Source organism: Embleya sp. NBC_00896 (genome assembly GCF_045207785.1).
Classification (GTDB): domain Bacteria; phylum Actinomycetota; class Actinomycetes; order Streptomycetales; family Streptomycetaceae; genus Embleya.
This window is the reverse complement of sequence record NZ_CP108776.1, coordinates 388,304-412,949: the sequence shown is the minus strand read 5'-3', so window position 1 is coordinate 412,949 and position 24,646 is coordinate 388,304. Positions and strand designations below refer to the sequence as shown.

Sequence of the window (24,646 nt, the reverse complement as noted above, 5' to 3'; positions counted from 1 at the left end):
ACCCGGTGTGTGGAGAAGAAAAAGGGGTGTCCGCTCACGCGTCCCAGGTGCGCGTGGACAGGACCAGGCGGTAGCCGTCGGGGTCGGCGACGGTGACGCCCCACTCGTCCCAGTAGGGGTTGTGGGCGGCCACCCGGGTGCCGCCGGCCGCGACCAGACGCTCGATCAGGTCGGCGGGGACGGGGGTGCCCAGGTAGAGGACGAACAGGTCCTCGACGGTCGGGGAGGGGTCGAGCGGGAGCTCGGGGTCGTTGGTGAGCTCGAAGTGCCAGTTGCCGCCCGGCAGGCCGACCATGACGAGGTCGTGTTCACCGGACACGCGTTCGGTGGTCCGCCACAGAACGGACAGGCCCAGACCGTCGACGTAGAACCGTTCGGCGGCGGCGAGGTCACGCGACGGGCGGGCGACACGCACGCGCGTGTTCGTGTTGATCATGAAACCGAGACTAACGTCCGCCCCGAACTCACCACATGGCGGTCGTACGTGATTCAACGACTTCTGTGAGCGCCGTCCTACACGGCAACCCACCGAGGCGGAGATCGCCAAGGCTGTGACAACGGGACAGCGATGCCCACCACGGTCGCGTGATCGCGAATCCTGAGGATCCTGGGCAAACGCGCCGGGGCGCTGCCCGGCCGCGACCTCACCGCGCACGTGCTGCGCGCCTCCCGGCTGACCCACATGCACGACGAGCACGTCGACCTGGACGAGATCCGCGAGTTCGCCGACCACGAGGACATCGCCACCACGCTGGTGTACGTCCGCCGCCGCGACGACGGCGCCAACCGCGCCGCCCACGCCGCGGCCGCGCACTCGTGCAACGCCTGGGCCGGGGCGGCAGGGGGTGGATGAGGCCGAGGATCGCGCGGCCGCGCATCGCGAACTTGGCGACCGCGGACTTGCCGGAGTGGCGCGGCGCGTCGCGCAAGAGCACATACGGCTTGAGGGCGCCAGGCCCGTTGGGGCGCAAGTAGTACGGCCTGCCGAACCGGGTGGGCTCGACCTGGGCGAGCCGGCTTTGTCCAGGCCCGCGAGCTGCGGCCGGTTCAGGTTCTGCGCGAGATGACCATGATGTATTCGCAGGGAGCGTTCGTTCGGTTGGCGAAGCCGTGGTCCGCGTCGGCTTGGAAGAACAGGGAGTCGCCTGTGGTCAGGGTCTCGCTGATCCCGCCGATCGCGACGGTGAGGGCGCCTTCGAGTACCACGAGTTGTTTCTCCGTACCCGGCGGATACGCGGGCAGCAGACCGGTGGAGACCTGCGCGGGGAGGTGGTGGACGACCAGCTCGGCTCCTCCCGCGCCCGGGGCCGCTGACACGATGTGCCGCTCGAAGCCGGTTTCCGGGTCACGGAAAACGGGGCGATCGCTCTTGCGCATGACAACGGCCACACCGGACGCGGCAGCAGCCGGCGCACCGATCAGGTCCGAGAGCGACGCGTCGAGCGCGTGGGCGATCCTGGACGCGACGCCGATCGTCGGGCTCTTCTCGCCGCGTTCGACCTTGGACAGCATCGCCCGGCTGACCGACGACTGTGTGGACAGCTGCTCCAGCGTCAGGCCCGCCTCCTCGCGGCGTCGCCGCACGTTACGGCCGAACGCGCCGGCCAGGTCGTCACCGTGGTGTGGTTCGGCGGCGTTTCCGTCTTGCTCGACCACCGTGCTCCTCGATCGATGGGTACCTCGCTGCCCACAGTGTAGGGTTTCTCCTAAAGAAGATATGATCTTCTATCGGAGACGCGCGATGTGCGTCCGACACGACGGAGGGGTTCCATGCGTTTGATCTCGAGTGGCCGGCTCCATGCCACGTTCGAATTCGGCGATCTGCAGGTGATCTCGTTGCGAGACGGGTACGTCGACATGCCGCCGACACGGCTCCGCGACGAGGATGGGTGCGCGCTCGATGAGCTGCCGGCCGCCGTCCCGCTGGCCGGCGACAACTTGCGGCTGTCGGTCAACGCCTTCTTCGTCACCGACGGCACGCGGTCGGTTCTCATCGACACCGGCGCGTCCAACGCCTGGCACGACCCCACCATGGGATTGATCTACGACGCGCTCGACGAAGCGGGAATCGACCGCGCACATGTCACCGATGTGGCCATCACCCACAAGCACGAAGACCACGTGAGCGGCCTGATCGCGCCGGACGGTTCGGAGGCGTTCACCAAACTCGAGCGCGTGTGGATCGGCGCGGGCGACACCTCGGTGTTCACGGGGCGGCTCGAGCCGATCCGCGACCGGGTCGTACCCGTGTCGGAGAAGGTCGCGATCAACGACTGGACCACCGCGATCCCGACACCGGGCCACACACCCGGTCACACGGTCTACGAGGTCAGGAGCGGCACCGGCCACCTTCTCGCCTGGGGCGACACCGTTCACGTTCCCACGCTCCAATTCGATCAACCGAACGTGTCCTGGGAGCTCGACGGCAACCAGTCCCAGGCCCGCGCCGCGCGAGCGGCCCTCCTCGAACAACTGACCCAACCACACCACTTCGTAGCCGGCGCCCATCTCGACTCACCCGGCATCGCCCGCGTAACCCCCTCCGGCGACGGTTATGCGCTGGAATACCTCGCACCACCGATCGGCTGATCGAGCCTGCCGGCACCCGTCTCGCCGGATTCGTCGGAGAGCTGAGCGCCTCGATGCCCGCCGATCAGCGGGACCCCACCCCGGAACAGGTGCAGCAGGCCGTGTCCAGCGGGAACAGCACCACCACGGCGAGCCAGGCGACCGGCTTCGGGACAGCGTCGTTGGTGCAGCCCGCGCCCCCGGCCGGCGCCCCGGCACCGGCCGGGGGCGCGGGCGCACGGCACCGCGCCGCATCCGCGGCCGCTCACCGCACGCCCTGCGGACACACCACGGGCCCCGCCGATTCGGCGGGGCCGTACGCAGTGGTGCGGTGGGTCAGCGGAACGGCAGGGGCTCGATGCAGAAGAGGCGGGATCCCCATCCGAAGGCTCACGGGTGCGTCGCCGGCAGCGTGTCGGTGCCTGCGCCGGTGGGGCTGTGGCCCACCGTCCACGGCCGGAGTTTCTCGGGGTTGCGTACGGCCCAGATGTGCGTGATCCGGTCGCCTGCGATGTCGAACGCGTACACGGTCACGATGACGCCGTCCTGCTGGGCGACCAGGCCGGGCCGACCGTTGACGGTTCGCTCCAGGATTGTCAGGTTGGCCTGCCGGCCGGCGAGATCGACGAGGCCGCGCGCGAGCTGCTCGGCGTCTTCGAGCGGGCGGCGCACGGTGGTGGCGAGGCCGCCGCCGTCGCCGGTTGCCGTGACATTCGGGTCGAGGAGGCCGATCAGGGCGTCGATGTCCTTGGCTTCCCAGGCCTGCTTGAAGTTCCTGACGACGGCGGCCTGTTGGGCGGTCGGGGGCGCGAGCGTCCGCGAGGTGCCGATGCGCCGGCGGGCCGATGAGGCCAACCGGCGGCAGGCCGCCGGCGTGCGGCCGACGATGTCGGCGAAGGGGTAGCGGAAGACGTCGTGGAGGATGAAGGCGACGCGTTCGGCCGGGGTCATCGATTCGAGTACGACGAGGAAGGCCATGTTGATCGACTCGTCCAGGGTGACGCGGTCGGCCGGGTCGATGGTGTCGCCCGCCCGACCGCCTGACCACTCCGCGGGTTCGGGTAGGGGCTCGGGGATCCAGTCGCCGACGTACTTCTCCCGTCGGGCTCGTGCCGAGCCGAGCAAGTTGAGGCAGATGCGGCCGGCGACCTTGGTCAGCCAGGCGCCGGGGGATTCGATGGCCTGCCGCTGGTCGTATCCGGGACGGACGCGATCGTGCCGAGAACACCCAGGATGAGCCATCCCGAAACCCGTCCCGAAGCCGGGACTTGTCCCGTCGATCATGGTGGCGATGTCCGAGCAGTCAGGCATCATGCGCCGGTGAGCACAATCGTGAAATTCTTCGTGGCACCGGACGATGCGTCGGCCGCCCTCGTGGTCGGTACCGGACCGGGACGCGCCGTCAGATCCCTCTCGTTCGGCAACTTCGACTCGGAAGAGGCCGTGGTCGAGTGGGAATGCCTCTTCTCCGGAGGCAGTTTCGAAGAGCTCGCAGAGGCCGGCGAACCGCGAATCGTCGCCGGCGAGGACAATGGCGGATGCGTTGTCTTCGCGTTCTCCGCCCGCCTGGTGGATGCTCTGGCCGAGGCGGAACCTTCCCGGCTGCGTGAGGTAGCCATGGCGTGGGCCCGGCAGCGGGCGGAGGACGGCGAGGCGATCGCTTCCGACGTGGCCGGCGAAATAGTGGGGAGCCTGGGCAGTCTCGTCCGCGGCACGGAAGAACATGGCCACGGCTTGTATTGCTGGGTCGCGTAGAAGTCGGGTTCGGAGACTTCGCGTCGACCGGTTGTCATTGAGGGCGGCGTCGAAGCAGGGCCATTGCACACAACACCAGGGGGCGCTCATGCAGTTGGGGTTGAAGAGTCTCATCGACACGGAGCTTGCGGCGCACGTCGAAGAGTGCCGGGCGGCCAACGCCGTGTCGGGGGCTGGGAAGGGCCCGAGCAGCCTGGATGAGTTGCGGGAGGCACGAGCCAAGCGGGATGCAGCCTCTTCACACTCCGACTCGTCAGCTGTTGAGCAGGTGGTCGAAGCCGCCGGCCGGCGAGTGCCCGTGAGAATCCTCGCTCCCGGTGGCACCGTGCCGCGCGGCGTCTATCTGGACATCCATGGTGGTGGCTTCTACATGGGGGCGGCGGCGCGGGGGGACGCGCGCAACCGGCAGCTCGCGGATGCTCTCGGAATCGTTGTCGTGAGCGTGGACTATCGACTCGCTCCTGAACATCCCTGGCCGGCCGCGCCCGACGACTGCGAAACAGCGGCACTGTGGCTCCTCGAGCAGGCCGAGGCTCGCTTCGGCACGACACGGCTGGCGATCGGCGGCTTTTCGGCGGGAGCCACGCTTGCCATGACGGCACTGCTGCGCCTGCGCGATCGCGGTCTCGTCGACTCGTTCGCCGGTGCCGCGCTGGAGTTCGGCACGTACGATCTGAGTGGTCTGACCCCTGCCGGTCGGCTGATCGCTGACGAGTACTTCATTCAGGCATACGCCGGTCATGTGACCGACCGCACCACCCCGGACATCTCCCCGGTCTTTGGTGACCTGCGCGGCCTGCCTCCGGTTTTGATGGTCGTCGGCGGCTCGGACGTCCTGCTGGAGGACAACATGGCCATGGCGGCCCGAGTTTCAGCAGCCGGAGGCGAAGTCGACCTCCGGATCTACCCGGAATCGCGGCACGGCTTCACGTCCCGTTCGACAGGCATGGCCAAAGCAGCGCTGCACGATATCGAGTGTTGGCTTGCAGATCGCTTCTCCGCGGCGTCCAGCCAAGGTTGATCGTCAACGGCTCAACGCGCGACACCTACTGGCTTCGAGCTTGGCAACGGTAGGTGATCCAGCCCACTGGATCGGCCGATGCCCACGCGAGACTCACCGTGCGGGACCGGCGACCGGCTCCACCGTAGGCGTGATGAGGTAGCCGGGGAACAACGCGCCATGGAGGGCGACCACGCGCCACTAGGGTGCTGGGATGACTTCTCAGGCGTACCTCTCGGAACTGTTTGCGCTGGATGGTCGGGTGGCCGTGGTGACCGGGGGGAGTTCCGGGATCGGTCGTGCGATCGCCGGGGCCCTCGCGGGGGCGGGGGCGAGCGTCGTGATCGTTGCGCGTAGGGAGGCGGAGTTGGCTGCCACGGTCGAGGAGCTGACGGCTCGGGGTGGCAAGGCGGCCTCGGTACGGGCCGACCTGGGCAGCCGCGACGCGGTGCGGGCGGCGGCCGAGGAGGCGGCCGGGGTGTTCGGGGAGCCGGACATTTTGGTCAATTCGGCCGGGATCAATCTGCGACCGCCGATGAGCGAGCTGGGCGAGGACGTCTGGGACACCACCATGGCGGTGAACCTGGAGGCGCCCTTCCTGTTGGGCCGGCGGTTCGGGCCCGGGATGGCCGAGCGGGGCTTCGGGCGGATCATCCACGTCACCTCCCAGCAGGCGCACCGGGCCTTCGTCCAGAGCGGCGCCTACGGCGTCTCCAAGGGAGCGTTGGAGTCGCTGGCCCGGTCCCAGGCCGAGGCGTGGTCGCCGTTCGGCGTCACCTGCAACACGCTCGTGCCGGGCTTCGTGATGACGCCGCTCAACGCGCGGCTGGCGAACGACCCGGAAAAGGTGACGGAACTGGCCGCCCGCACGATGGTCGGCCGCAACGGCCTGGCCGAGGACTTCGCCGGCGCGGCGGTATTCCTGGCGAGCCGGGCATCCGCCTACATCACCGGCCAGTCGATCTTCGTGGACGGCGGCCTCTCGGTCCACTGACCCGATCGCACCGTCCACCCCGGGCAACGAGGCCCACCCGGTAGTCACCCTGCGATCGGGAATGCCGGGCCGGAATGGGGCCGAGGGTTTCGTGGTTGGCGTTCGGTGAGTGTTCATGATCATCGGACGGGGGAGCGGGCATGTCGAGTGGGATCGATGTACGTCGTGAGGTGCGGGGGAGCGTCGCGGCGGGCTTCGAGGATGTGCGGGCCGAGTTCGCTGCCGTGCTCGCCGAGTTGCCGGACGAGCCGGGTGCCCAGCTCGCGGCCTACGTGCACGGTCGCCCCGTGGTCGACCTCTGGGCCGGACTCGGGATGGCCGGGGACACGCTGAGCGCCGTCTACTCCGCCACCAAGGGCGCCGCCCACCTGGTCGTGGCCCTGCTCGTCCAGGACGGCGTGCTCGACCTCGACCGTGAGGTCGCGCACTACTGGCCGGAGTTCGCCGCCGGGGGCAAGGGCGCGCTCACCCTTCGGGAACTCCTCGCGCACCGCTCCGGCGTGATCGGCGTCGACGGCGGCTTCACCATCGCCGAGTTGGCCGACGACCGGGTGCTCGCCGCACGGCTCGCGGGGCAGCGTCCGTACTGGGAGCCCGGGACGGCCTACGGCTACCACGCCTACGTGATCGGCGCGCTCACCGGCGAGGTCGTCCGCCGGGCCACCGGCCACTCGATCCAGGAAGTCTTCGAGCAGCGCCTGCGCGCCCCGTACGACCTGGACATGTACATGGGCCTGCCCGCGGCCCTCGAACCGCGCCGGCTCGACACCCTGCCGATGCAACCCACCCCCGAGCAGCGCGCCCGACTCGCCGCGAACGCGCCGAAGCCGCTGAGCCGGACCGGGGTCGCCTTCAACCTCAACGCCGACCCGCCCACGGACCTGGTCGAGTTCGCCAACACCCCCGCGGTACGGTCCCTGGGCCCGGCCTCCACCGGCGGCGTCGGCAACGCGCGCGGCCTCGCGCGGATGTACGCGGCGGCGATCGGCGAGGTGGACGGCCACGCCGCACTGCTCAAGCCGGAAACCGTCGCCGAGTTCGCCCGGGTGCACTGGCACGGCACCGACGTGGTCACCGGCGAGCACGACCACTTCGCGCTCGGCTTCGAGGCGCAGGGCGTGCGCTACCCGTTCCTGGGCGCGGACGCCTTCGGCCACAGCGGTGTGGCCGGTGCCCAGACCTTCGCCGACCCGAGCAGCGGCGTCGCCTACGCGTACACCCGCCGCCGGCTCGCCTACCCCGGCGGCGCAGCCCCGGAGAACGACCGCCTGGCCGCCGCCGTCGTCCGGGCGGCGGCCGCCGTCGGCTGACCCGGATCGGGGCCGGTCCGACGGAGCGTTCCGGACCGGCCCCTTCCGGTTGGCCTGCGCTACGTTGGGCCGTATGCGTTTCACGGTGCTCGGTCCGCTGGAGGTGTGGACGAGCCGAGGCACCCGGGTGAAGGTGCCCGAGGCGAAGGTGCGCGCGCTCCTGGCCGACCTGCTGATCCGTGCGGGGCGACCGGCGTCGGCCGACGCGCTCGTCGAGGACGTGTGGGGCGACGCCCTCCCGGCACGGCCCGCCGACGTCCTGCGCAGCAAGATCTCGCAACTGCGCCGGGTGTTCGAGGACGCCGAGCCGGGCGGTCGGGGGCTGATCGAGCACCACCCCGCGGGGTACGCGCTGGCGGTCGACCCGGACGCGGTCGACGCGCACCGCTTCGCGTCGCTGACCGCCCGGGCCCGGGCGAGCGCGGATCCGCGGACCCGGGTCCGGCTGCTCGACGAGGCCCTCGCGTTGTGGCGGGGCCCCGCGTACGCCGACGTCGCCGACGCGTCGTTCGCCGGGGCCGCCGTCGCGCACCTGGAGGAGCAGCGCCTGACCGCGATGGAGGACCGCGCCGAGGCCCGGCCGGCATCGGGCGCGGACGGGGCCGGCGGCCCGGTGGATCCGGCCGACCTGGCCGACCTGGTGGCCCGGCATCCGTTGCGGGAGCGGCTCCGCGCCGCGCACATGCTCGCCCTGTACCGGGCGGGCCGGCAGAGCGAGGCGCTGGACGGCTACCGCGTCCTGCACGACCTGCTTCGTGACGAACTGGGCGTACAGCCGGGCCCGGAGCTGGTGGCGCTGCACCGGGCGATCCTCAACCAGGACCCGTCCCTGGCCGCCGCGCCCGCCCCCACCCGGCCCCGGATCGACCTGCCCGCGCCCCTGACCGAACTGATCGGCCGCGCCGACGCCGTGGACCGGGCCCGCGCCCGGCTGGCGTCGGGGCGCCTGCTGACGCTCACCGGCCCGGGCGGGGTGGGCAAGACCAGGCTCGCCCTGGAGGTGGCCGCGCGCCTGGTCGACGAGTACCCCGACGGGGTTCACCTGATCGAACTGGCCGCGCGCGTATCGCCGGCGACCGACATCGCCGACCTGGTGGCCGCGGTCCTGGGCATCCGCGACGACGCCGCCGCGGGGAGTCCGCGCGCGCCGATCGACCTGCCGGCCGGCGCGCTGCGTGCCAAGCGCGTGCTGCTCGTGCTGGACAACTGCGAGCACGTGATCGAATCGGCCGCCGAGGTCGTCGAGTCGCTCCTGAAGGCCGCCCCGCGGTTGCGGATCCTGGCCACCAGCCGCGAGCCGCTGACCGTACCGGGCGAACTGATCCAGACGGTGCCGCCGCTCGAACTGCCCGATCCGCCGGCGGGCGCGGGCCCCGGGTCCCCCGGCGTTTCCGCCGCCGCCATCTCGGCGATCTCTGCCGTCTCCGGCGATCCTGCCGACCCCGCCGATCCCGCCGATCCCGCCGCGATCGCTGCTCTTGCTGGGCCCGCTGGGCTTGCTGTTGCCGAACAGCCCAGCGCTGTACAACTGTTCATCGCCCGAGCCGAGGCCGCCGCCCCCGGATTCGCCCTCGACGCCGGTAACGCCGCGGCCGTCGCGGTGATCTGCCGCCGACTGGACGGGATCCCGCTCGCCCTCGAACTGGCCGCCACCCGGGTCCGCGCCCTGGGCGTGCACGAACTGGCCGCCCGGCTCGACGACCGATTCCGGCTGCCGACCTCCGGACCCCGCGGCGCGCCGGCCCGGCAGCAGACCCTGCGAGCCATGATCGACTGGAGTTGGGCGCTGCTCACCGAGGCCGAGCGCGTCGTGCTGCGGCGGCTCGCCGTGCACGCCGACGGCTGTACCCTCGCGGCCGCCGAAGCAGTCTGCGCGGGCGACGACATCCCGGTCGCCGACATCGCGGAACTGCTCGCCCGGCTGGTCGACCGCTCGCTGGTCGCCACCATCGACACCGCCGAGGGCATCCGCTACCGGCTGCTGGAATCGGTGGCCGCGTACTGCCTGGAGCACCTGTGCGAGGCCGGCGAGCACGATCGCGTGCGCGAGCGGCACGACCACCACTACGCCGACCTCGCCGAACGCGCCGACACCTACCTGCGCGGACCCGACCAACGGCGCTGGCTGCGCCGCCTGGACGCCGAGACCGCCAACCTGCGGGCCGCCCTCGACGGCGCGGTCCGACGCGCCGACGCGCCGCTCGCGCTGCGGATCGCGAACGCGACGACCTGGTACCGGTACCTGCGCGGCCGACTCGGCGAGGCCCGGCGCTCGCTGGACGTGGCCCTGGCCGTCCCGGGCGACGCGAAGCCGGCCGCCCGCGCCGAGACCGCGGCCTGGCACGGCGCCCTCGCCGTACTCACCCGCACCGGCCCGGACCCGATCTCGCGCGCCCTCGCGGTCCCGCAGCCGTACGAGCACATCGAGGACCCCGGCGCCCGGGCCCGCGCGCGCTGGTTCCTGGCCTCGACCGTACAAGGATGCGGCGACCTGTCCGGCGACGCGGACCTGATCACCGCCGCCCTCGCCGACCTGCGCGCCCTCGACGACCGATGGGGCATCGCCGCGGCGCTCGCCACCCACGCCCGCCAGGCCGCGACCGTCGGCGACCTCGACACGCTCGGCCGCACGGGCACCGAAAGCCTGGCCCTGTTCCGCGAACTCGGCGACCACTGGGGCCAGTCCCAGGCCATGAGCCTGCTCGGCATCCTGGCCGAGGTCGACGGCGACCACGAACGCGCCGCGCACCTGTACCGCGACGCGCTGCGGATCGCCGAGGATCTCGAACTGTGGCCCGACGTCTCGCACGGCCTGTCCGGACTGGGCCGACTGGCCCTGCTCACCGGTGACTACGCGCGGGCCGAGGAACTCCACGAGCGGGCCAGGCGACTCGCCGTCGAGCAATCCGACCCGGTCGGGGAGTACTTCGCGGAAGTGGGACTGGGCCGCGGCGCCCGTCGCCAGGGGCGGCTCGACGTCGCCGAGAGCTGTCTGCGCACCTGGCTCGACTGGAGCCGCGCCATGGACTGGGGCCCCAAGACCGCGCTCCTGCTGGCCGAACTCGGCTTCCTAGCCGAACAACGCGGCGACGCGGAGACGGCGCTGACCCGCCACCTCGACGGCTTCGCCGCCGCCCGCACGACGGGGAACCCCGCGCCGATCGCCCTGGCCCTGGAGGGCATCGCCGGCGCCAACGCCCTCGCGGGCGACGCCACGCACGCGGCCCGCCTGCTCGGCGCCGCCGCCGCGCTCCGGCGGTCCACGGGCACCCCCGTCGCCCCGACCGAACGCGCCGATCTCGACCGCGTCACCGCGGCCACCCGGGCCGCCCTCGGCGCCGACCGCTTCGACGCGGAACTCCGCCACGGGGCCGGGCTCACCCCGGACGCGGCCGTCGGCGCCCAAAGCGGCCACGGAGCCGCCGGGTTCCCCGCTTCCTGAGATCGCCGGACACGCCCAAGCCCGGCGTCGTTCCGGCGTCGGTTCCGCGTCGAACGCTTCGGGAAGTTCTTCAGGCGTTCCAGCTGATCCCAGTGATAGGCGATGCGTTCCCTGCCGAGCGCCGTGCCGGCCGGGTTTCAGTGCGAGCCGAGCAGCGTCGTGCCCAACAGCGTGCGTTGATAGAGCATTTCGCGGCCCGAACGCTGCGCCATCACGAGCTCGGCGCGCCGCAGGACCGACAGGTGGTGGTTGACGGTCGGCGCGGTCATGTTGAGTTGCTGGGCGAGGCGGGTGGTCGACAGGGGCAGGTCCAGGTGGGCCAGGACCGCGGCGCGGCTGCGGCCGAGGAGTTCCGCCAGGGCCGTGCCGGACGTGGCGGGAGCCGTCGACCAGACCTGCGCGACGCCGCGGGCGGCGTAGCCCAGGGCGGGCTGGTAGGGCTCGTTGTACAGCACCGTGAGTCTGGGCCAGCCGAACACGCACGGCACCAGTACCAGTCCGCTGCCGGTCATCGTGCGCTGGTGGGTGTACTGCGGCTTGTCGATTCGCAGCAGGTCGCCGGTGTACTCGATTTCCGGGTGCAGGTCGGCGAACAGCGCGGCCAGTCCGCCGGTGGTCAACCGGCGGGCGCGGTAGGCGAGATCGGCGTCGAGCAGGGCGCGCAGGCGGGGCCAGACCGGCTCGATGGCGGTCCGCCAGTATTCGGCGACCTGTTGGGCGAGTCGGCCCAGCTCGCGTTCCGGGTCCTCGTACAGGGGGCGCAGCACCGGCGACACCGGCGATCCGGCCCGGATCTCGTCGATGCCCGCCCGTACTTCGGCCGGCGTGGTGGCCCGGAGTCGGTCGAGCTCCGTCGCGAACTCCACGCCCGTGCCCTCCGCCGGATGGCCGAGGAAGTCGGGGATCATCGGTTCGCGAGTCAGGGCGCGCAGCAGGTCGAGGTCGAGGCGGTCCACGCGCGGGCCGAAGGCGCTCAGCCAGGGCTGGTGCATCGCCCTTCGGCGCGCGTTGCCGGACACCCTCATGCTCTGCACCGTCTCCTCCAACGGAGATCGGGTGAAACGGATCCGGGCAAGGTCGGCCGCGCCTAGACGCATCTCGATCACATCGTGAGATTAGACCACCATCGAATCGTGGCGGCGGCCCCGACGACGACACAGGCTGTCCGCACGAGGTGCTTCGGACGGCCTCGAACGGGGCGCGTTCACACACGCGGCGGCCCGGTCCGGCACGGGCTTGTCGCCCTCGAACCGGAGGCCGCTGTACGCGAGTTCGCGCCGAGGGGAGGAGGCGCGGCTCATGCGGGAGATCATCCGGGCTCGGTACGACCACGTCTGGGCCGGCCCGAATGGTGACGCGCCGCCCGAGACTCGCCCACGGGGTGAGGCAGTGCCGGTATGGGGCCGGCGGGAGTCGGAGGAGGTGAGCGTCGTGCGTGATGTGATCTGGACCTGACGCGAGCACGTCCGCCATTGAGCGGCGACACTCCGCGTGGGCGTGGCCGACGGTGCGAAGGGGCGCCGGTACGGGGCCGGCCGGAGGAGTCGGAGGAGGTGAGGCTCATGCGTGACGTGATCCGGCTTCGACGCGACATCGTCTGGAATTGAGTGCCCGCGCCGGGCTCGATTCGTCTGGGGGCGAAGCGGGCGCTGCCATGGCGGGTGCGATCGGAGGGCGGAGGGAGTGGCGTTCATGCGCGACATCATCTGGTCCTGAACGCGGGGGCCGCGCACACGTGACGTGATCCGGCAGTGAGCGATCGCGCTGCACCGAGCGGAAGCCCGGTGCAGCGCCTGCTCGTTGTCGAACGGAGAACGGAGAACGGAGGGAGGAATCCGCACCGATGTCGAACGACGCCGGCGCGCCCGAGGAGCGGGCAACCTATCGAGCCCTGTTGGCCGTCGGCGAGTACCGTGCCCTGTTCGGGGCGGCCGCCCTGTCCTGGATCGGCGACTACCTGGCCCGGGCGGCGGTGACCGCGCTGGTCTACCGCGATACGCATTCGGCGATCCTCGCCGGCGCGGCGTTCGCCATCGGGTATCTGCCGGCGATCGTCGGGGGGCCGGTACTGGCCGCCCTGGCCGAGCGTCATCCGCGTCGGCGCGTGATGATCACGTGTGACCTGGGCCGGCTGGTGCCGACCGTGCTCATCGCGGTGCCCGGCGTGCCGGTATCGGCCATGTTGGCGCTGCTGTTCGCCTCCGCGTTGCTGAGCCCGCCCTTCGACTCCGCCCGGTCGGCGCTGTTGCCGCAACTGCTCAAGGGCGACCTGTACGTGCTCGGTGTCACGGTCCAGCAGACCACCGCCCAGACCACGCAGATCGCCGGGTACGCGCTGGGCGGGGCGATCGCCGCGTACGATCCACGGGTGGCGATCGCCCTCAACGCGGCGACCTTCGGGGTCTCGGCGCTGTTGCTGGCGAGGGGAGTTCGCCCGCGCACGGTGGTCCAGGCCGAGCGGGCGCATCTGCTGAGCGAGACCGCGGCCGGGTTCCGGGTGGTGTTCGGCGATCCGCTGCTGCGGTCGATCGCGTTGACGATGTTCGCCGTGGTCGCCTTCGCGATCGTGCCGGAGGGCATCGCGGTGGCCTGGGCGGGTCACCTGGGCGCGGGCGCGTTGGGCCAGGGCCTGATCATGGCCGCGCAGCCGCTCGGCACGGCGGTGGGCGGCATCGTGCTCGTACGCCTGCTGCGACCGGAGACGCGCCGAGCGCTGATCGTGCCGCTGGCCCTGGTACCGCCCCTGGTACTCCCGGTCGCGCTCCTCGACCCGTCCCTGCCGGGCGTGGTGGCGATCTCGCTGGCCGGCGGCCTGGCCATGGCGGGGATCGCCGGGCCGGCCAATGCCCTGTTCGTGCAGGTACTGCCCGCGGCCTACCGGGCGAGAGCGTTCGGCGTGATGCAAGGGGGCCTACAGATCGCCGGCGGAATCGGCGTCCTCACCGTCGGCGCCCTCGCCGGTCCCCTGGGCCTCACCACCGCGGTGGCCCTGTGGGGCGCCGTCGGCGTCCTGCTCACCACAGCCATCGGCCTCTCCTGGCCCAGCATCCCCGCCCCACCGTCCACCGCCCCACCGCCGACGCCAAGCCCACAACCGACCACCAACACGCCGACCCCTTGACGCCGTGACTGCGCGCCCGACATCACCGCCCGGAAGGCGTACGACCGTCGCGGGCCCGACGCCCTCCGTCGGCGCGCGTGCTCGACGGTCCAGGCCGGCACCGGCGGGCCCGGACGATCATGGACGGTGGCTACTTGCTGAGCATGTTCGCGCCCACGATGAACAGACCGAGCAGCATGTCCACGGAGCCGACCCGGCACGCCGCCGCCCAGCCCTGCCCCGCGACCCGGGCCGCCGACATCCCCCACCCGAACAACGCCACCGTGTTGATCACCAAGGCGACCTCGATCGCGATCTCCTCGCCCCACCATCCCGCGTACGCGCCCAGCAGCGCCGCCACCGTGGGCAGCGTCGCGGCCACCAGTGGCCACTCGGTCAGCACCGAGCGCAGGGCGCTGACCGCGACCGGTACCTCGTCGACCGTCCGGTGCGCGATGGCGTGGGCGTAGCCGTGTGCCGCCGCCGACGCCAAGGCCCCGAGCAGTACCCACGTCGCGTCGTAGCCGGGATTGTCCCGCTTGCTGTCGTTCTGCAGGGCCGCCGCCAGCGCGCTGGCGAGTACCGTTCCGTACACCCCGCCGAACAGCAGTCGCTGCAAGGGCTCGGCGCGCCGGCTGGGCGGGACGGGACGGCTGGGGTCGTCGGTCAAGGTTCCAGCTCCCAAGGCGAAGGAATCATTCCGCTTCGAAAGATGTAACCGCATGCCGGGCGAATCGGCCCGGACCGACGCAAACCGTTGTGTCGCCGTGCGCCGAACTCACACCCGAAGCGTGCCCTCGGCGACGGTGACCCCCCGCCCGATCCACTCGTCGTGCCGCATGGACGCCAGCACGTCCGCCTCGGTGGACGATGCCACCGTGCGTACTCCATCCGGGCTTTCCGTGATCGCGACGGCCACCGCGGCCCGGCCCTGGTCGAAGGCGACCGTATGGCCCACGACGCGCGCGGGACCCGCGTAGTCCGCGTCCACCGCCATGCTCGGCAACTCCGCGCTGACGTCCACCGCCCGGAATCCGCCCCGCGCCGGGCTGCCCGCCCACAACGCGCCGGCCTGTTTGGTGACCATCCCCGACACGCTCGTCACCAGCCCGTCCCCGCCGGCCAGGACGTCGTCCGCGATCTCCGCGGTGGCCTGGAGGGCGTAGTTGTTGAGCGGCCCACCCGCGAACGCCATCCCGCCGGTGACCGTCAACGCCCGACCAGCACGCTCCCGGAGCCCCAGCTCGTGCTGTTGGACGCGCACGGCCGCGGGGAAGCAGCTGTACAGGTCCACATGGACCGCGTCCCGCACGCCGTCCCCCAACGCCGCGCCCACCGCCGCGAACCCGGGGGAGCGGCCCAGGTCCGGGCGCGCGACCAACGGCACCATCGTGTTCGCCTCCGCGGCCACGGTCGGGAACACCCACCGCCCGCGATCCACCCCGAACCGCCGGGCCGCCTCCGCCGAGCACAACAACAACGCCGCCGCCTGGTCGACGTTCATCTGCGAGCAGTGCCACTTCGTGTACGGACTCGCCAACCACGCGTTCCGCCCGTCCGGGGACAGCAACTCGCGCTTGCGCACGACCCGCCCGCGGACCCCGTCCCCGCGGTCGGCCGCGACCTGCGAGAACCCCTTCCACAGCGCGGCGATCTCCCGGGCGTTGTCGGCCGGCGACAGCCCCCGCGCCGCGCCGATCGCCGACTCCATCACCGCGTACTGCCGTGCCGGCACCGCCAGATGCCGGTCGATCTCCACCCGGGCCAGAATGTCCGCCCCCGGCGCCCACACCGTGTCCGGCACACCGTCCGCGACCGGGTCGACGAGCTCGACCCCGGCGATCCGCGCGCGAAGCCGCCGATACGCCGCCTCCCCGCCCGCCACCAGCACGACATCCGCCCGCCCGGCCGCGATGTCGGCACACGCCCGGGTGATCAACGACTGCTGCAGGACCCCGAGTTCGGCGAGCGTGGTGTGCGCGTCGAGGAGCTTGAAGCGCCGGGCCAGCCACCGTCCCGGATCGCCGTGCCGCCATGTCCCCCGCGGCACCAGGACATGCTGTACGGCCTGGAGCAACCCACCCAGCCCCTCGGCGGCGTCCTCGACGGCCCGGGCCATCAGCTCCAACTCGCCGACCCCGGCGCCGGCCTCCTCCACACGCTGGCCCGCGACCCCGGCTCCCACCAGCACCGGTGTCCGCGCATCGACCATCCCCAGCGCCATGAACGTCCCCTTGTCGCACACTTCCCGCCACCGGACGATCCGGCGGGGCGACGCTAGCGGCGGTCCGCGACGATCACCAGGGCAGGCGCGCACAGAGTGCCGTCGGCCACCCCGGGGAGGGACGAGGCGCCCGCGCCTCAACCCTCGGTATCGGCTCCGCCCCCGCCCGCGACTCCCACCGTTTCGAAGCCGCCCGTGTCGCCCGCGGTGCCCGCGTTGCCCGTGTCGCCCTCGTCGCGTCCCTCGACCACCTCGCCCGACGAGCCGCAGCCGGTCGCCTCGCGCCCCGGACCCGCCCCGCCCTCCTCCCCGGCCTCGACCTCGTCCAGGTAGTCCTCGTACACGCCGACCTTGTAGCCGATCAGGTCGAGGCACCTGTGCAGTTGGTCGATCTGGGAGCGCACACGATCCTGGTGCTCGCGGAGGATGCCCAGGCGTTCGCGCTCGGTGCCCGCGCCCGCCCGGGCCAGCTCGGTGTAGTGCCGGATGGCGGGAATGGGCATGCCGGAAGCCCGCAGGACGATGCACATGTCGAGCCACGCGATGTCGTGCTCGGCGTACACGCGCCGTCCGCCCGGCCCGCGTCGAACGGGGTTGGCCAGGATGCCCTCACGCTCGTAGAAGCGCAGCGTGTCGATGCTCAGGCCGGTCCGCGTCGCGACCTCGCCGATGCTCAAGTCCTTGCCGTTCTCCGTCACGCGCCCAGGATGGGGCTTGACCTGGAGTCGAGTCCAGCTCCTAGATTGCGAGTCAATCCTCCCGGCGGTCGGTCGGCCCGTGCTTCGCGCGGCCGGCGCCGCCGCACCCTGTACAAGGAGCTCGATCATGCGTTACCGCGCCCTCGGTCGCACCGGCATCCAGGTGAGCGCGCAGTGCCTCGGCACGATGATGCTCGGCGCGGTCGGCAACCCCGACCACGACGACTGCGCCCGGATCGTGCACACCGCGCTGGATCACGGGATCAACTTCGTCGACACCGCCGACATGTATTCGGCCGGCGAGTCCGAGGAGATCGTCGGCAAGGCGTTGCACGGGCGGCGTGACGACGTGGTGCTGGCGACCAAGGTGCACTTTCCGATGGGGGAGGGGCCGAACCGCGGCGGCAATTCGCGGCGTTGGATCACGACGGCGGTCGAGGACAGCCTGCGGCGGCTGCGGACCGATTGGATCGACCTCTACCAGGTCCACCGCCCCGACGAGAGCACCGACATCGAGGAGACCCTGTCCGTCCTGACCGACCTGGTGCGGCAGGGGAAGATTCGCGCCTTCGGCTGCTCGACCTTCCCGGCCGAGGACATCGTCGAGGCGTACCACGTGGCCGACCGGCGCGGCCTGCACCGCTTCCGGACCGAGCAGCCGCCCTACTCGATCCTGGCCCGCGGGATCGAGGCGTCGGTGCTGCCGACGTGCGAACGCCTGGGCATGGGCGTGCTGACCTGGAGCCCGCTGGCCTCCGGCTTCCTCACCGGCAAGTACCGCAAGGACCGGCCCATCGACCTGACGGCCGGCCGGGCCGGGCTCAACCCCGGACGCTTCGACCCGACGCTCCCGGTGAACGCCGCCAAGCTCGACATCGTCGAGCAGCTGGTCGAGCTCGCCACGGACATCGGCTGCACCCTGCCCGAACTCGCGGTGGCCTTCACGGTGGCGCACCCGGCCGTCACGTCGGTCATCGTCGGACCGCGCACCATGGAGCAGTTGGAGGCGCTGGTCAAGGGCGCGGCACTCACCCTGGACGACGAGACTCTCGACCGCATCGACCGGATCGTGCCTCCCGGCACGAACACGTACCACCCGGACGGCGCCTGGACCCACCCGGCACTGGCCGGGAGCGCCCGCAGGCGCCGTCCGGTCGCCGACCGCGCGGCGGCCTGACCCGCGGCACCGGCGAGCCGGGGAGGCGCCGCGCGCGTCACGGCGAGGGCGGACGGTCGAAGACCACCCCCGGCTCGGCCGGCGCCTGGTTGAGCACCACCAGGCCGATCACGGTGGCCAGGGTGAACACGACGAGGATGAGCGCGGCGAGGACCATCCGACGCCGGCGTTCCCGGCGCTGCCAGTCGCCCCGAGCGCTCTCGTAGGCGTCGGGCGCGGGGTGTACTCCGGCGGCGAGGGTTTCGAGCGCCTCGCGCAATTGCCGCTCGGTGTCGGGTGGGTTGCTCATCGCCGTACCTCCATCGCCTGCGTGAGCGCGGCGATCCCACGGGCGGTGTGCGTCTTGACGGAGCCGACCGAGATGCCCATGGTCGAGGCGATCTCCTTTTCCTTCAGGCCGAGCCAGTGGCGCAGCACCAACGCTTCCCGCTGCCGCGGCGGCAACCGGCGGAGCGCGGCGACCAGGGCCTGCTGATCGTCGCGCAGCAGCGCCGAGGTCTCCGCGGAGTCCACCGAACCCATCGCCGGCCCGTCGATCGGTGCCTCGATGTGCCTGCGGGCGACCTGGAGATGTCTTATGCGCATCCGCGTCAGATTGCACACGACCGACCGCAGGTAGGCTTCCGCGGAGTCCCGGGCGCGCAGTTTGCGGTACTTTCGGTAGATCTCGTAGTAGGCCTCGGCCACTATGTTCTCCGGGTCGTCGGCGCCGAGCAGGGTAGCGAGCCGAAGCATCGAGGGATAGTGCAGGTCGAACAACCGCGCGACCACCACCTCGCGTTCCGAACCATCCGAACGTTCGAAGAGGTCCGCCGGTTCCGCCTGCTCCGCTCGTGCCGCCGGTTCCGCCCGCTCCGCCTGCTCGGCCCGTTCCGCTTGCTCCGCCCGTGCCGCCCGCTCCGGGGGCTCCGGGGGCTCCGCGGTCCGGAACCGCGCCTGGCCGGGGTCGGCGTCTCGTCGAGTCCGTTTCACGAGTGGGTCGCATCCTTCCCCGGGGTGTGCCTGACGTTCAGGCGAGGCGGCAGTGTCGTGGTGTCCGCACCGCGAGGCGCGTCGATGCGGTCGAACACCTCGGTGAGTATGAGGGTCAGGACGAGATTCAGCACGAGCGCGGCGAGCCCGGCGTACACCTGCACGTCGTGACCACCCAGATCGAAGCGGACAAGCGGGACGAAACCCTCCCGTACGACCGTGGCCGTGCCCGCCGCCATGCCGACCGCCCAGCCGGCGAGCAGCGCCCGGTGGTGCAGGCGCCGGGTGAACAGCCCGACCACCACGGCGGGGAAGATCTGCAGGATCCAGACGCCGCCCAACAGTTGCAGGTTGATGGCGGCCTGGTCGCGCAGCCCGAACACGAAGGCCACCGCGCCCACTTTCGCGGTGAGCGAGACCAGCCGGGCGACGCGCATCTGCCGCTTGGGGGTGGCCGTCGGGTGGAAGTACTCGACGTAGACGTTGCGGACGAAGGACGTCGCCGCGGCGATCGACATCACCGCCGCCGGCACCAGCGCCCCCACGATGATCGCGCCGAACACGAGTCCGGCCGGGAAGGCCGGCAGCAGCCGATCGACCAGGAGCGGCACGGCCGTCTCGGCGCCGCCCGTGGGCACGTCGATGTCCATCGCCAGCGCGGCGATGCCGAGCACGCCGAACAGTCCGAGCACCGCGGTCCACGCCGGCAGCGCGACGCACACGCGCCGCAGCGTGTCGGAGCTCGACGCCGCGAAACCGGCGGTGAGCACGTGCGGGTACAGCAGCAGGGCCAGCGCCGACCCGAGCGCCAGCGTCGCGAACCCGCCCTGCTGGTGCGGTCCGAGGATCAACGAGGCGTCCGGGGAGCCCCGCTCGGCGAGCCGGCGATCCGCGGCGTCGAACAGGCGGCCCGGCCCACCCAGCCGGGCCAGCACGAACGCGATCGCGACCAGCACGGACCCGAAGATCGCCACCCCCTTCATCGCCGAGATCACGGTCGGCGCGCGCAGCCCGTGCCGATACGTGGCCACCGCGAGCCCGGCGAACAGCGCGACCATCGCCAGATCCCCGGCCGCACCCCGCGGATGCAGTCCGGCGGCGGCGAGCACCGCGCGGATGCCCAGGACCTGGAGGGCGAGATAGGGCATCGTGGCCAGGATCCCGGTCAGCGCGACCACGAGCGCCAGCGCCGGTGAGCCGTAGCGCCCTCGGACGAAGTCCGCGACGGTCACATAGCCGTGCCGACGGGCCACCGCCCAGAGCCTGGGCAACAGGACGAAGGCCAACGGACAGACGATCACCGTGTAGGGCAGCGCGAAGAACGCGGTCGCCCCGCCGCCGTAGACCATTCCCGGGACGGCGGTGAACGTGTAGGCGGTGAAGATGGTGCCGCCCAGGAGGAACCAGGTCCAGATCGGCCCGAGTCGACGGTCGGCCAGCGCCCAGTTCTCCAGGGTCGGCAGATCGTCGCTCCGGCGCAGCCGCGGTGCGGTCACCGCCAGGAGCGAGGCGCCGCCGACGACGAGCAGGCAGGCCGCGGTCATGGCCCCGTCGGTCATCCGTCACCGTCCGGATCGGCACGTGAGCGCGCGTGCCCACGGGTTGCGCGAGCGTACCCGAACCGGGGACGGAAACCATGAAGAAATTCGCCGAACATCTGCTGTCAACCAAAAAGCGGGCACGCGCAACTCTTCCACGAGGCCGACGAACGGTCGGCCCGCGGTATCCGACAGGAGGAGGCGTCATGCCCGGGAACCCACACCCGCGTGCCGACGGACGGGCCCACACGCTCCGGCGAACCGCGGCCGGCGTCTGCCTCGCGGCTCCGGTGATCGCGCTGCTCTGGGTGCCCTCGTACGCGCGACGGGGTCCCGAGTTGGCCGGAGTGCCGTTCTTCTACTGGTACCAGCTCGCCTGGGTCCCGGGATGCGGCCTCGGTCTGCTGATCGCCTACCTGCTGCTGCGCGGCACCGGGCGGCAAACCCGGTGCCGTGACCAGTGATCATCCCCGGCCGACGGCGGCACGCACCCCCCCGGCGGGTCCTCGGCCGCCGTCGTTCTCGCTCCGCTCTTCCGTCCCCTGTCTGATGATGAGGAGTCCGCGTGCCCACAACCGGCACCCGCCGCCCCCGCTCCTACGACCCGAGGTCGATCCTGATCTGGACCGTCGTCGCCCTGATCGGGGCGGCCGGCTGGGGCGTCGTCGCCCTCGCCCGCGGTGAGGAGATCTCGGCCGTCTGGCTGATCTTCGCGGCGGTCAGCTCGTATGCGATCGCCTATCGCTTCTACTCCCGGTTCATCACCAGGCGAGTCCTGGAGCCCGACGACACCCGGGCGACCCCGGCCGAGCGCTTGGACGACGGGGTCGACTTCCAACCGACCGACCGCCGGGTCCTGTTCGGTCACCACTTCGCCGCGATCGCCGGGGCCGGTCCGCTGGTCGGTCCCGTGCTCGCGGCGCAGATGGGCTATCTGCCGGGCACCATCTGGATCGTGGTCGGCGTGATCTTCGCCGGGGCCGTCCAGGACATGGTGATCCTCTTCCTGTCCATGCGGCGGGACGGCAAGAGCCTGGGCCAGATGGCCCGGGAGGAGATCGGCAAGGTCGGTGGCACGGCGGCGCTGATCGCGGTGTTCGTCATCATGATCATCCTGCTCGCGGTGCTCGCGCTCGTCGTCGTCAACGCGCTGGCGGACTCCCCGTGGGGGACCTTCTCGGTCACCATGACGATCCCCATCGCCCTGTTCATGGGCGTCTACCTGCGGTTCCTGCGCCCGGGGCGGGTGGTCGAGACCAGCGTCATCGGGGTGACGCTGCTCCTGGCGGCGATCGTCGGCGGCGGGCAGATCGAGGACTCCGGCCTGGCCGACGTGTTCACGTGGAGCCCCACGACGCTGGTCTTCTGTCTGGTCGGGTACGGCTTCGTCGCCTCGGTGCTGCCGGTGTGGATGCTGCTGGCCCCCCGCGACTACCTGTCCACCTTCATGAAGGTCGGCACGATCGTGCTGCTCGCGATCGGCGTGCTGGTCGCTGCGCCGACGCTCAAGACCGACGCGGTGAGCAAGTTCGCGAGCTCGGGCGAGGGGCCGGTCTTCGCGGGGTCGATGTTCCCGTTCCTGTTCATCACCATCGCCTGCGGCGCGCTGTCCGGCTTCCACGCCCTGGTGGCGTCCGGCACCACACCGAAGCTGATCCAGAAGGAGTCGCAGGTTCGGCTGATCGGCTACGGCGCGATGCTGATGGAGTCGTTCGTCGCGGTCATGGCGCTGATCGCGGCCTGTGTGATCGACCCCGGCCTGTACTACGCGATGAACGCCCCCGCGGGCGTGCTCGGCTCCACCGCCGAGAGCGCGTCCCAGGCGGTGGCGAGTCTCGGGTTCACCATCACCCCCGACGACCTGCGCTCGGCGGCGCACGCGGTGGAGGAGCAGTCCCTGATCGCGCGTTCCGGCGGGGCGCCCACCCTGGCCGTCGGCATGTCGCAGATCTTCTCCGAGGTGTTCGGCGGCGCGGGGATGAAGGCGTTCTGGTACCACTTCGCCATCATGTTCGAGGCCCTCTTCATCCTGACCACCGTGGACGCGGGCACCCGGGTGGGCCGCTTCATGCTCCAGGACATGCTGGGCAACGTCTGGAAGCCGATCGGCCGGGTCAACTGGAAGCCGGGCATCTGGATCACCAGCGCCGCGGTGGTGCTGCTCTGGGGCTACTTCCTCTACGTCGGTGCCACGGACCCGCTGGGCGGCATCAACCAGCTCTTCCCGCTGTTCGGCATCGCGAACCAGCTGCTCGCCGCCGTCGCCCTCACCGTCGCCACCACCGTGCTGATCAAGTCGGGCAAGCTGCGCTGGGCCTGGGTCACCGGCGTCCCGCTGGCCTGGGACGTCGCGGTGACCTACACCGCGGGTCTGCAGAAGATCTTCTCCGACAACCCCCGCGTCGGCTTCTTCGCCCAACGGGACCGCTACTCCGACGCCATCGACGCGGGCAAGGTGCTCGGCCCGGCCAAGAACATGGACGACATGCACACCGTCGTGCTGAACTCCACCGTCGACGGTGTCCTCATCTCGGTGTTCCTGGTGCTGGTCGCCCTGGTGATCGGCAACGCCGCGGTCGTGTGCGTGCGCGCGGTCCGCGCCCGGGAGCCGCTGGCCACGACCGAGACGCCGTACGTCGAGTCGAAGCTGGAGGTCGGGCCCACCATCCCGGCGCCGTCGAAGGAACTCGCCGGGGTACACGTGAGCAGCAGCGACTCCGGCGACGAGGCGAGCCGGCTGTGACGAGCCGGAGCCGGAACCGGAGCCGGAACCGGCGGCAGAGCCCGAGCACCCGCACGGGCCCGGCGCGCGTGATCGCCTGGATTCGCTGGTACCTGCGCGAGGTCTCCGGCGAGGCCGACTACGACCGCCACTGCCGTCGCCACCTACAGGACCACCCGGACCACCCCGTGCCGTCCCGCCGGGAGTACGAGGCATGGCGGGCGGCGCACAAGGAGAACCACCCCCAGACCCGCTGCTGCTGAGCACCACCCCCGCACGATCCCGCGCGTCAGCCGAACCCGGCGGTGGGCGAACGGCCCGAAACCACAAGGCCGTTCGCCCATCGCCGCCGCGGCTCGTGGCCCCGGCGGGTCACCACCGCCGGCACCGCCCGCCGCGCCCGCGCCCGCCCGACGCCTCGGCCCGAGGCGCTCAGTGCTGCTCCGGTGCCGCCGGGATCCGGCTGGTCATCCGCTCCATTCCGCTGATCCAGTTGTCGCGCAGCGCGGCGCCGGCCGCCGCGACCTCGCCGGCCTGGAGGTGTTCGGCGATCCGGCAGTGCTCCTCGGCCTCGCGCTCGAGCAGGGTGTCCTCGCCCGCGATCAGGTGCGTGTAGCGGCGCATTCCCGCCTTCACGCTGGTGACGAGGTCGACCAGGCGCTCGTTCGGGCATCGGCTGAGCAGCAGGTCGTGCCATTCGTCGTCGTGCCACTCGATCTCCTGCTGCTCGGCGACCGGATCGGGGAAGCCGCGGGCCAACCGGAGCAGCTCGGGCGCGAGCTCGCGCAGCTCGGCCGCATCCGAGAGCTCCAGCGCGAGCGACTCCAGGCCCGCGACGATCTCGCACAGCTCGCTGAACTCCTTGCTGCTGACCGGCGCGAACCGGAAACCGCGCCCCTGGTTGCTCTCCAGGACGCCTTCGCCGGCCAGGGTGATCAGGGCCTCGCGCAGGGGAGTGCGGCTCACGCCCAGCTCACCCGCGAGCACGACCTCGTTGATGTCCTTGCCCGCCGCGAAATCACCCCTGTCGAGGCGCAGGAGTAGCTCCTCACGGATCTGTTCCCGCAGGGGGCGACGCTGAATGGCCATCCGACGGTTACTCCTCGTGTCGATCATCGCCGATATCTGGTGCTTGACATCACGCAC

General features: G+C 71.6%; 23 protein-coding genes and 1 pseudogene. 12 read left to right on the top strand and 12 right to left on the bottom strand.

What is annotated here, in order from left to right; translation table 11 throughout:
• Positions 1 to 34: 34 nt before the first annotated feature.
• Positions 35 to 436, bottom strand: coding sequence for a VOC family protein (locus OG928_RS01880; RefSeq protein ID WP_406278150.1), 402 nt, complete (start codon positions 434 to 436; stop codon positions 35 to 37).
• Between the two features lie 159 nt (positions 437 to 595).
• On the opposite strand from OG928_RS01880, the gene OG928_RS01875 reads away from it, so the two are divergent.
• Positions 596 to 853: a tyrosine-type recombinase/integrase gene (locus OG928_RS01875; RefSeq protein WP_406290716.1), complete on the top strand. Its 258-nt coding sequence runs from the start codon at positions 596 to 598 to the stop codon at positions 851 to 853.
• 46 nt (positions 854 to 899) lie between these two features.
• On the opposite strand, the pseudogene OG928_RS01870 reads toward OG928_RS01875, so the two are convergent.
• Both OG928_RS01870 and OG928_RS01865 read right to left on the bottom strand, forming a co-directional pair.
• A pseudogene (locus OG928_RS01870) lies at positions 900 to 971 on the bottom strand (hypothetical protein); the annotation flags it as partial.
• 76 nt (positions 972 to 1,047) lie between these two features.
• Positions 1,048 to 1,656: a helix-turn-helix domain-containing protein gene (locus tag OG928_RS01865; protein ID WP_406278147.1), complete on the bottom strand. Its 609-nt coding sequence runs from the start codon at positions 1,654 to 1,656 to the stop codon at positions 1,048 to 1,050.
• 114 nt (positions 1,657 to 1,770) lie between these two features.
• Here OG928_RS01865 and OG928_RS01860 point away from each other — a divergent pair, with 114 nt between their 5' ends.
• Complete coding sequence (locus OG928_RS01860) at positions 1,771 to 2,589, top strand: MBL fold metallo-hydrolase (RefSeq protein ID WP_406278144.1); 819 nt, start codon at positions 1,771 to 1,773, stop codon at positions 2,587 to 2,589.
• A 369-nt stretch (positions 2,590 to 2,958) separates the two neighbouring features.
• On the opposite strand, the gene OG928_RS01855 is transcribed toward OG928_RS01860, so the two are convergent.
• Positions 2,959 to 3,810, bottom strand: coding sequence for an RNA polymerase subunit sigma-24 (locus tag OG928_RS01855; RefSeq protein WP_406278141.1), 852 nt, complete (start codon positions 3,808 to 3,810; stop codon positions 2,959 to 2,961).
• Positions 3,811 to 3,888: 78 nt separating this feature from the next.
• Between OG928_RS01855 and OG928_RS01850 the strand changes: the two genes are divergently transcribed.
• The 5 genes from OG928_RS01850 to OG928_RS01830 all read left to right on the top strand — a co-directional run bounded on the left by OG928_RS01850 (position 3,889) and on the right by OG928_RS01830 (position 11,069).
• Entirely contained in the window at positions 3,889 to 4,323 is a 435-nt protein-coding gene (locus tag OG928_RS01850; protein WP_406278138.1) for a hypothetical protein, read from the top strand.
• 88 nt (positions 4,324 to 4,411) lie between these two features.
• Complete coding sequence (locus OG928_RS01845; protein ID WP_406278135.1) at positions 4,412 to 5,344, top strand: alpha/beta hydrolase; 933 nt, start codon at positions 4,412 to 4,414, stop codon at positions 5,342 to 5,344.
• A gap of 193 nt (positions 5,345 to 5,537) precedes the next feature.
• Positions 5,538 to 6,317: an SDR family NAD(P)-dependent oxidoreductase gene (locus OG928_RS01840; RefSeq protein WP_406278132.1), complete on the top strand. Its 780-nt coding sequence runs from the start codon at positions 5,538 to 5,540 to the stop codon at positions 6,315 to 6,317.
• A gap of 140 nt (positions 6,318 to 6,457) precedes the next feature.
• Positions 6,458 to 7,627: a serine hydrolase domain-containing protein gene (locus tag OG928_RS01835; RefSeq protein ID WP_406278130.1), complete on the top strand. Its 1,170-nt coding sequence runs from the start codon at positions 6,458 to 6,460 to the stop codon at positions 7,625 to 7,627.
• Positions 7,628 to 7,700: 73 nt separating this feature from the next.
• Positions 7,701 to 11,069 carry a BTAD domain-containing putative transcriptional regulator gene (locus OG928_RS01830; protein ID WP_406278127.1) on the top strand — a complete coding sequence of 1,123 codons (3,369 nt, stop codon included), beginning with the start codon at positions 7,701 to 7,703 and terminating at the stop codon, positions 11,067 to 11,069.
• A gap of 137 nt (positions 11,070 to 11,206) precedes the next feature.
• On the opposite strand, the gene OG928_RS01825 is transcribed toward OG928_RS01830, so the two are convergent.
• Entirely contained in the window at positions 11,207 to 12,094 is an 888-nt protein-coding gene (locus OG928_RS01825; protein ID WP_406290713.1) for a DUF5937 family protein, read from the bottom strand.
• 818 nt (positions 12,095 to 12,912) lie between these two features.
• Here OG928_RS01825 and OG928_RS01820 point away from each other — a divergent pair.
• On the top strand, positions 12,913 to 14,190 hold the full coding sequence (locus OG928_RS01820) for an MFS transporter (protein ID WP_406278124.1): 1,278 nt from the start codon (positions 12,913 to 12,915) through the stop codon (positions 14,188 to 14,190).
• Between the two features lie 130 nt (positions 14,191 to 14,320).
• Here OG928_RS01820 and OG928_RS01815 read toward each other — a convergent pair whose 3' ends face one another.
• From OG928_RS01815 to OG928_RS01805, 3 genes are all read right to left on the bottom strand, one after another.
• Entirely contained in the window at positions 14,321 to 14,839 is a 519-nt protein-coding gene (locus OG928_RS01815) for a hypothetical protein (protein WP_406278121.1), read from the bottom strand.
• Between the two features lie 108 nt (positions 14,840 to 14,947).
• Entirely contained in the window at positions 14,948 to 16,393 is a 1,446-nt protein-coding gene (locus OG928_RS01810; protein WP_406278118.1) for a hypothetical protein, read from the bottom strand.
• Positions 16,394 to 16,530: 137 nt separating this feature from the next.
• Positions 16,531 to 17,091 carry a MerR family transcriptional regulator gene (locus OG928_RS01805; protein ID WP_406278115.1) on the bottom strand — a complete coding sequence of 187 codons (561 nt, stop codon included), beginning with the start codon at positions 17,089 to 17,091 and terminating at the stop codon, positions 16,531 to 16,533.
• 127 nt (positions 17,092 to 17,218) lie between these two features.
• Between OG928_RS01805 and OG928_RS01800 the strand changes: the two genes are divergently transcribed.
• Positions 17,219 to 18,268, top strand: coding sequence for an aldo/keto reductase (locus OG928_RS01800; protein ID WP_406278112.1), 1,050 nt, complete (start codon positions 17,219 to 17,221; stop codon positions 18,266 to 18,268).
• A 37-nt stretch (positions 18,269 to 18,305) separates the two neighbouring features.
• Here OG928_RS01800 and OG928_RS01795 read toward each other — a convergent pair whose 3' ends face one another.
• From OG928_RS01795 to OG928_RS01785, 3 genes are read right to left on the bottom strand one after another with little or no spacing between them, the layout of a single operon-like run.
• A complete protein-coding gene (locus OG928_RS01795; protein WP_406278109.1) occupies positions 18,306 to 18,557 on the bottom strand; it encodes a hypothetical protein in 252 nt (83 codons plus the stop codon).
• Positions 18,554 to 19,240 carry a sigma-70 family RNA polymerase sigma factor gene (locus OG928_RS01790; RefSeq protein WP_406278106.1) on the bottom strand — a complete coding sequence of 229 codons (687 nt, stop codon included), beginning with the start codon at positions 19,238 to 19,240 and terminating at the stop codon, positions 18,554 to 18,556. The genes OG928_RS01795 and OG928_RS01790 overlap by 4 nt, the downstream gene beginning before the upstream one ends.
• Complete coding sequence (locus OG928_RS01785) at positions 19,237 to 20,799, bottom strand: sodium:solute symporter (protein WP_406278103.1); 1,563 nt, start codon at positions 20,797 to 20,799, stop codon at positions 19,237 to 19,239. Before OG928_RS01785 ends, OG928_RS01790 begins: the two co-directional genes overlap by 4 nt.
• A gap of 185 nt (positions 20,800 to 20,984) precedes the next feature.
• Between OG928_RS01785 and OG928_RS01780 the strand changes: the two genes are divergently transcribed.
• The 3 genes from OG928_RS01780 (at position 20,985) to OG928_RS01770 (ending at position 23,763) form a co-directional block, all read left to right on the top strand.
• Entirely contained in the window at positions 20,985 to 21,242 is a 258-nt protein-coding gene (locus OG928_RS01780; protein ID WP_406278100.1) for a DUF3311 domain-containing protein, read from the top strand.
• Positions 21,243 to 21,343: 101 nt separating this feature from the next.
• Complete coding sequence (locus OG928_RS01775; RefSeq protein WP_406278097.1) at positions 21,344 to 23,521, top strand: carbon starvation CstA family protein; 2,178 nt, start codon at positions 21,344 to 21,346, stop codon at positions 23,519 to 23,521.
• Between the two features lie 68 nt (positions 23,522 to 23,589).
• Entirely contained in the window at positions 23,590 to 23,763 is a 174-nt protein-coding gene (locus tag OG928_RS01770) for a YbdD/YjiX family protein (RefSeq protein WP_406278094.1), read from the top strand.
• A 169-nt stretch (positions 23,764 to 23,932) separates the two neighbouring features.
• Here the strand turns inward: OG928_RS01770 and OG928_RS01765 are convergent, their stop codons facing one another.
• The gene (locus tag OG928_RS01765; RefSeq protein ID WP_406278091.1) at positions 23,933 to 24,589 is read right to left on the bottom strand and encodes a GntR family transcriptional regulator; all 657 of its coding nucleotides are present in this window, start codon (positions 24,587 to 24,589) and stop codon (positions 23,933 to 23,935) included.
• Positions 24,590 to 24,646: the final 57 nt, after the last annotated feature.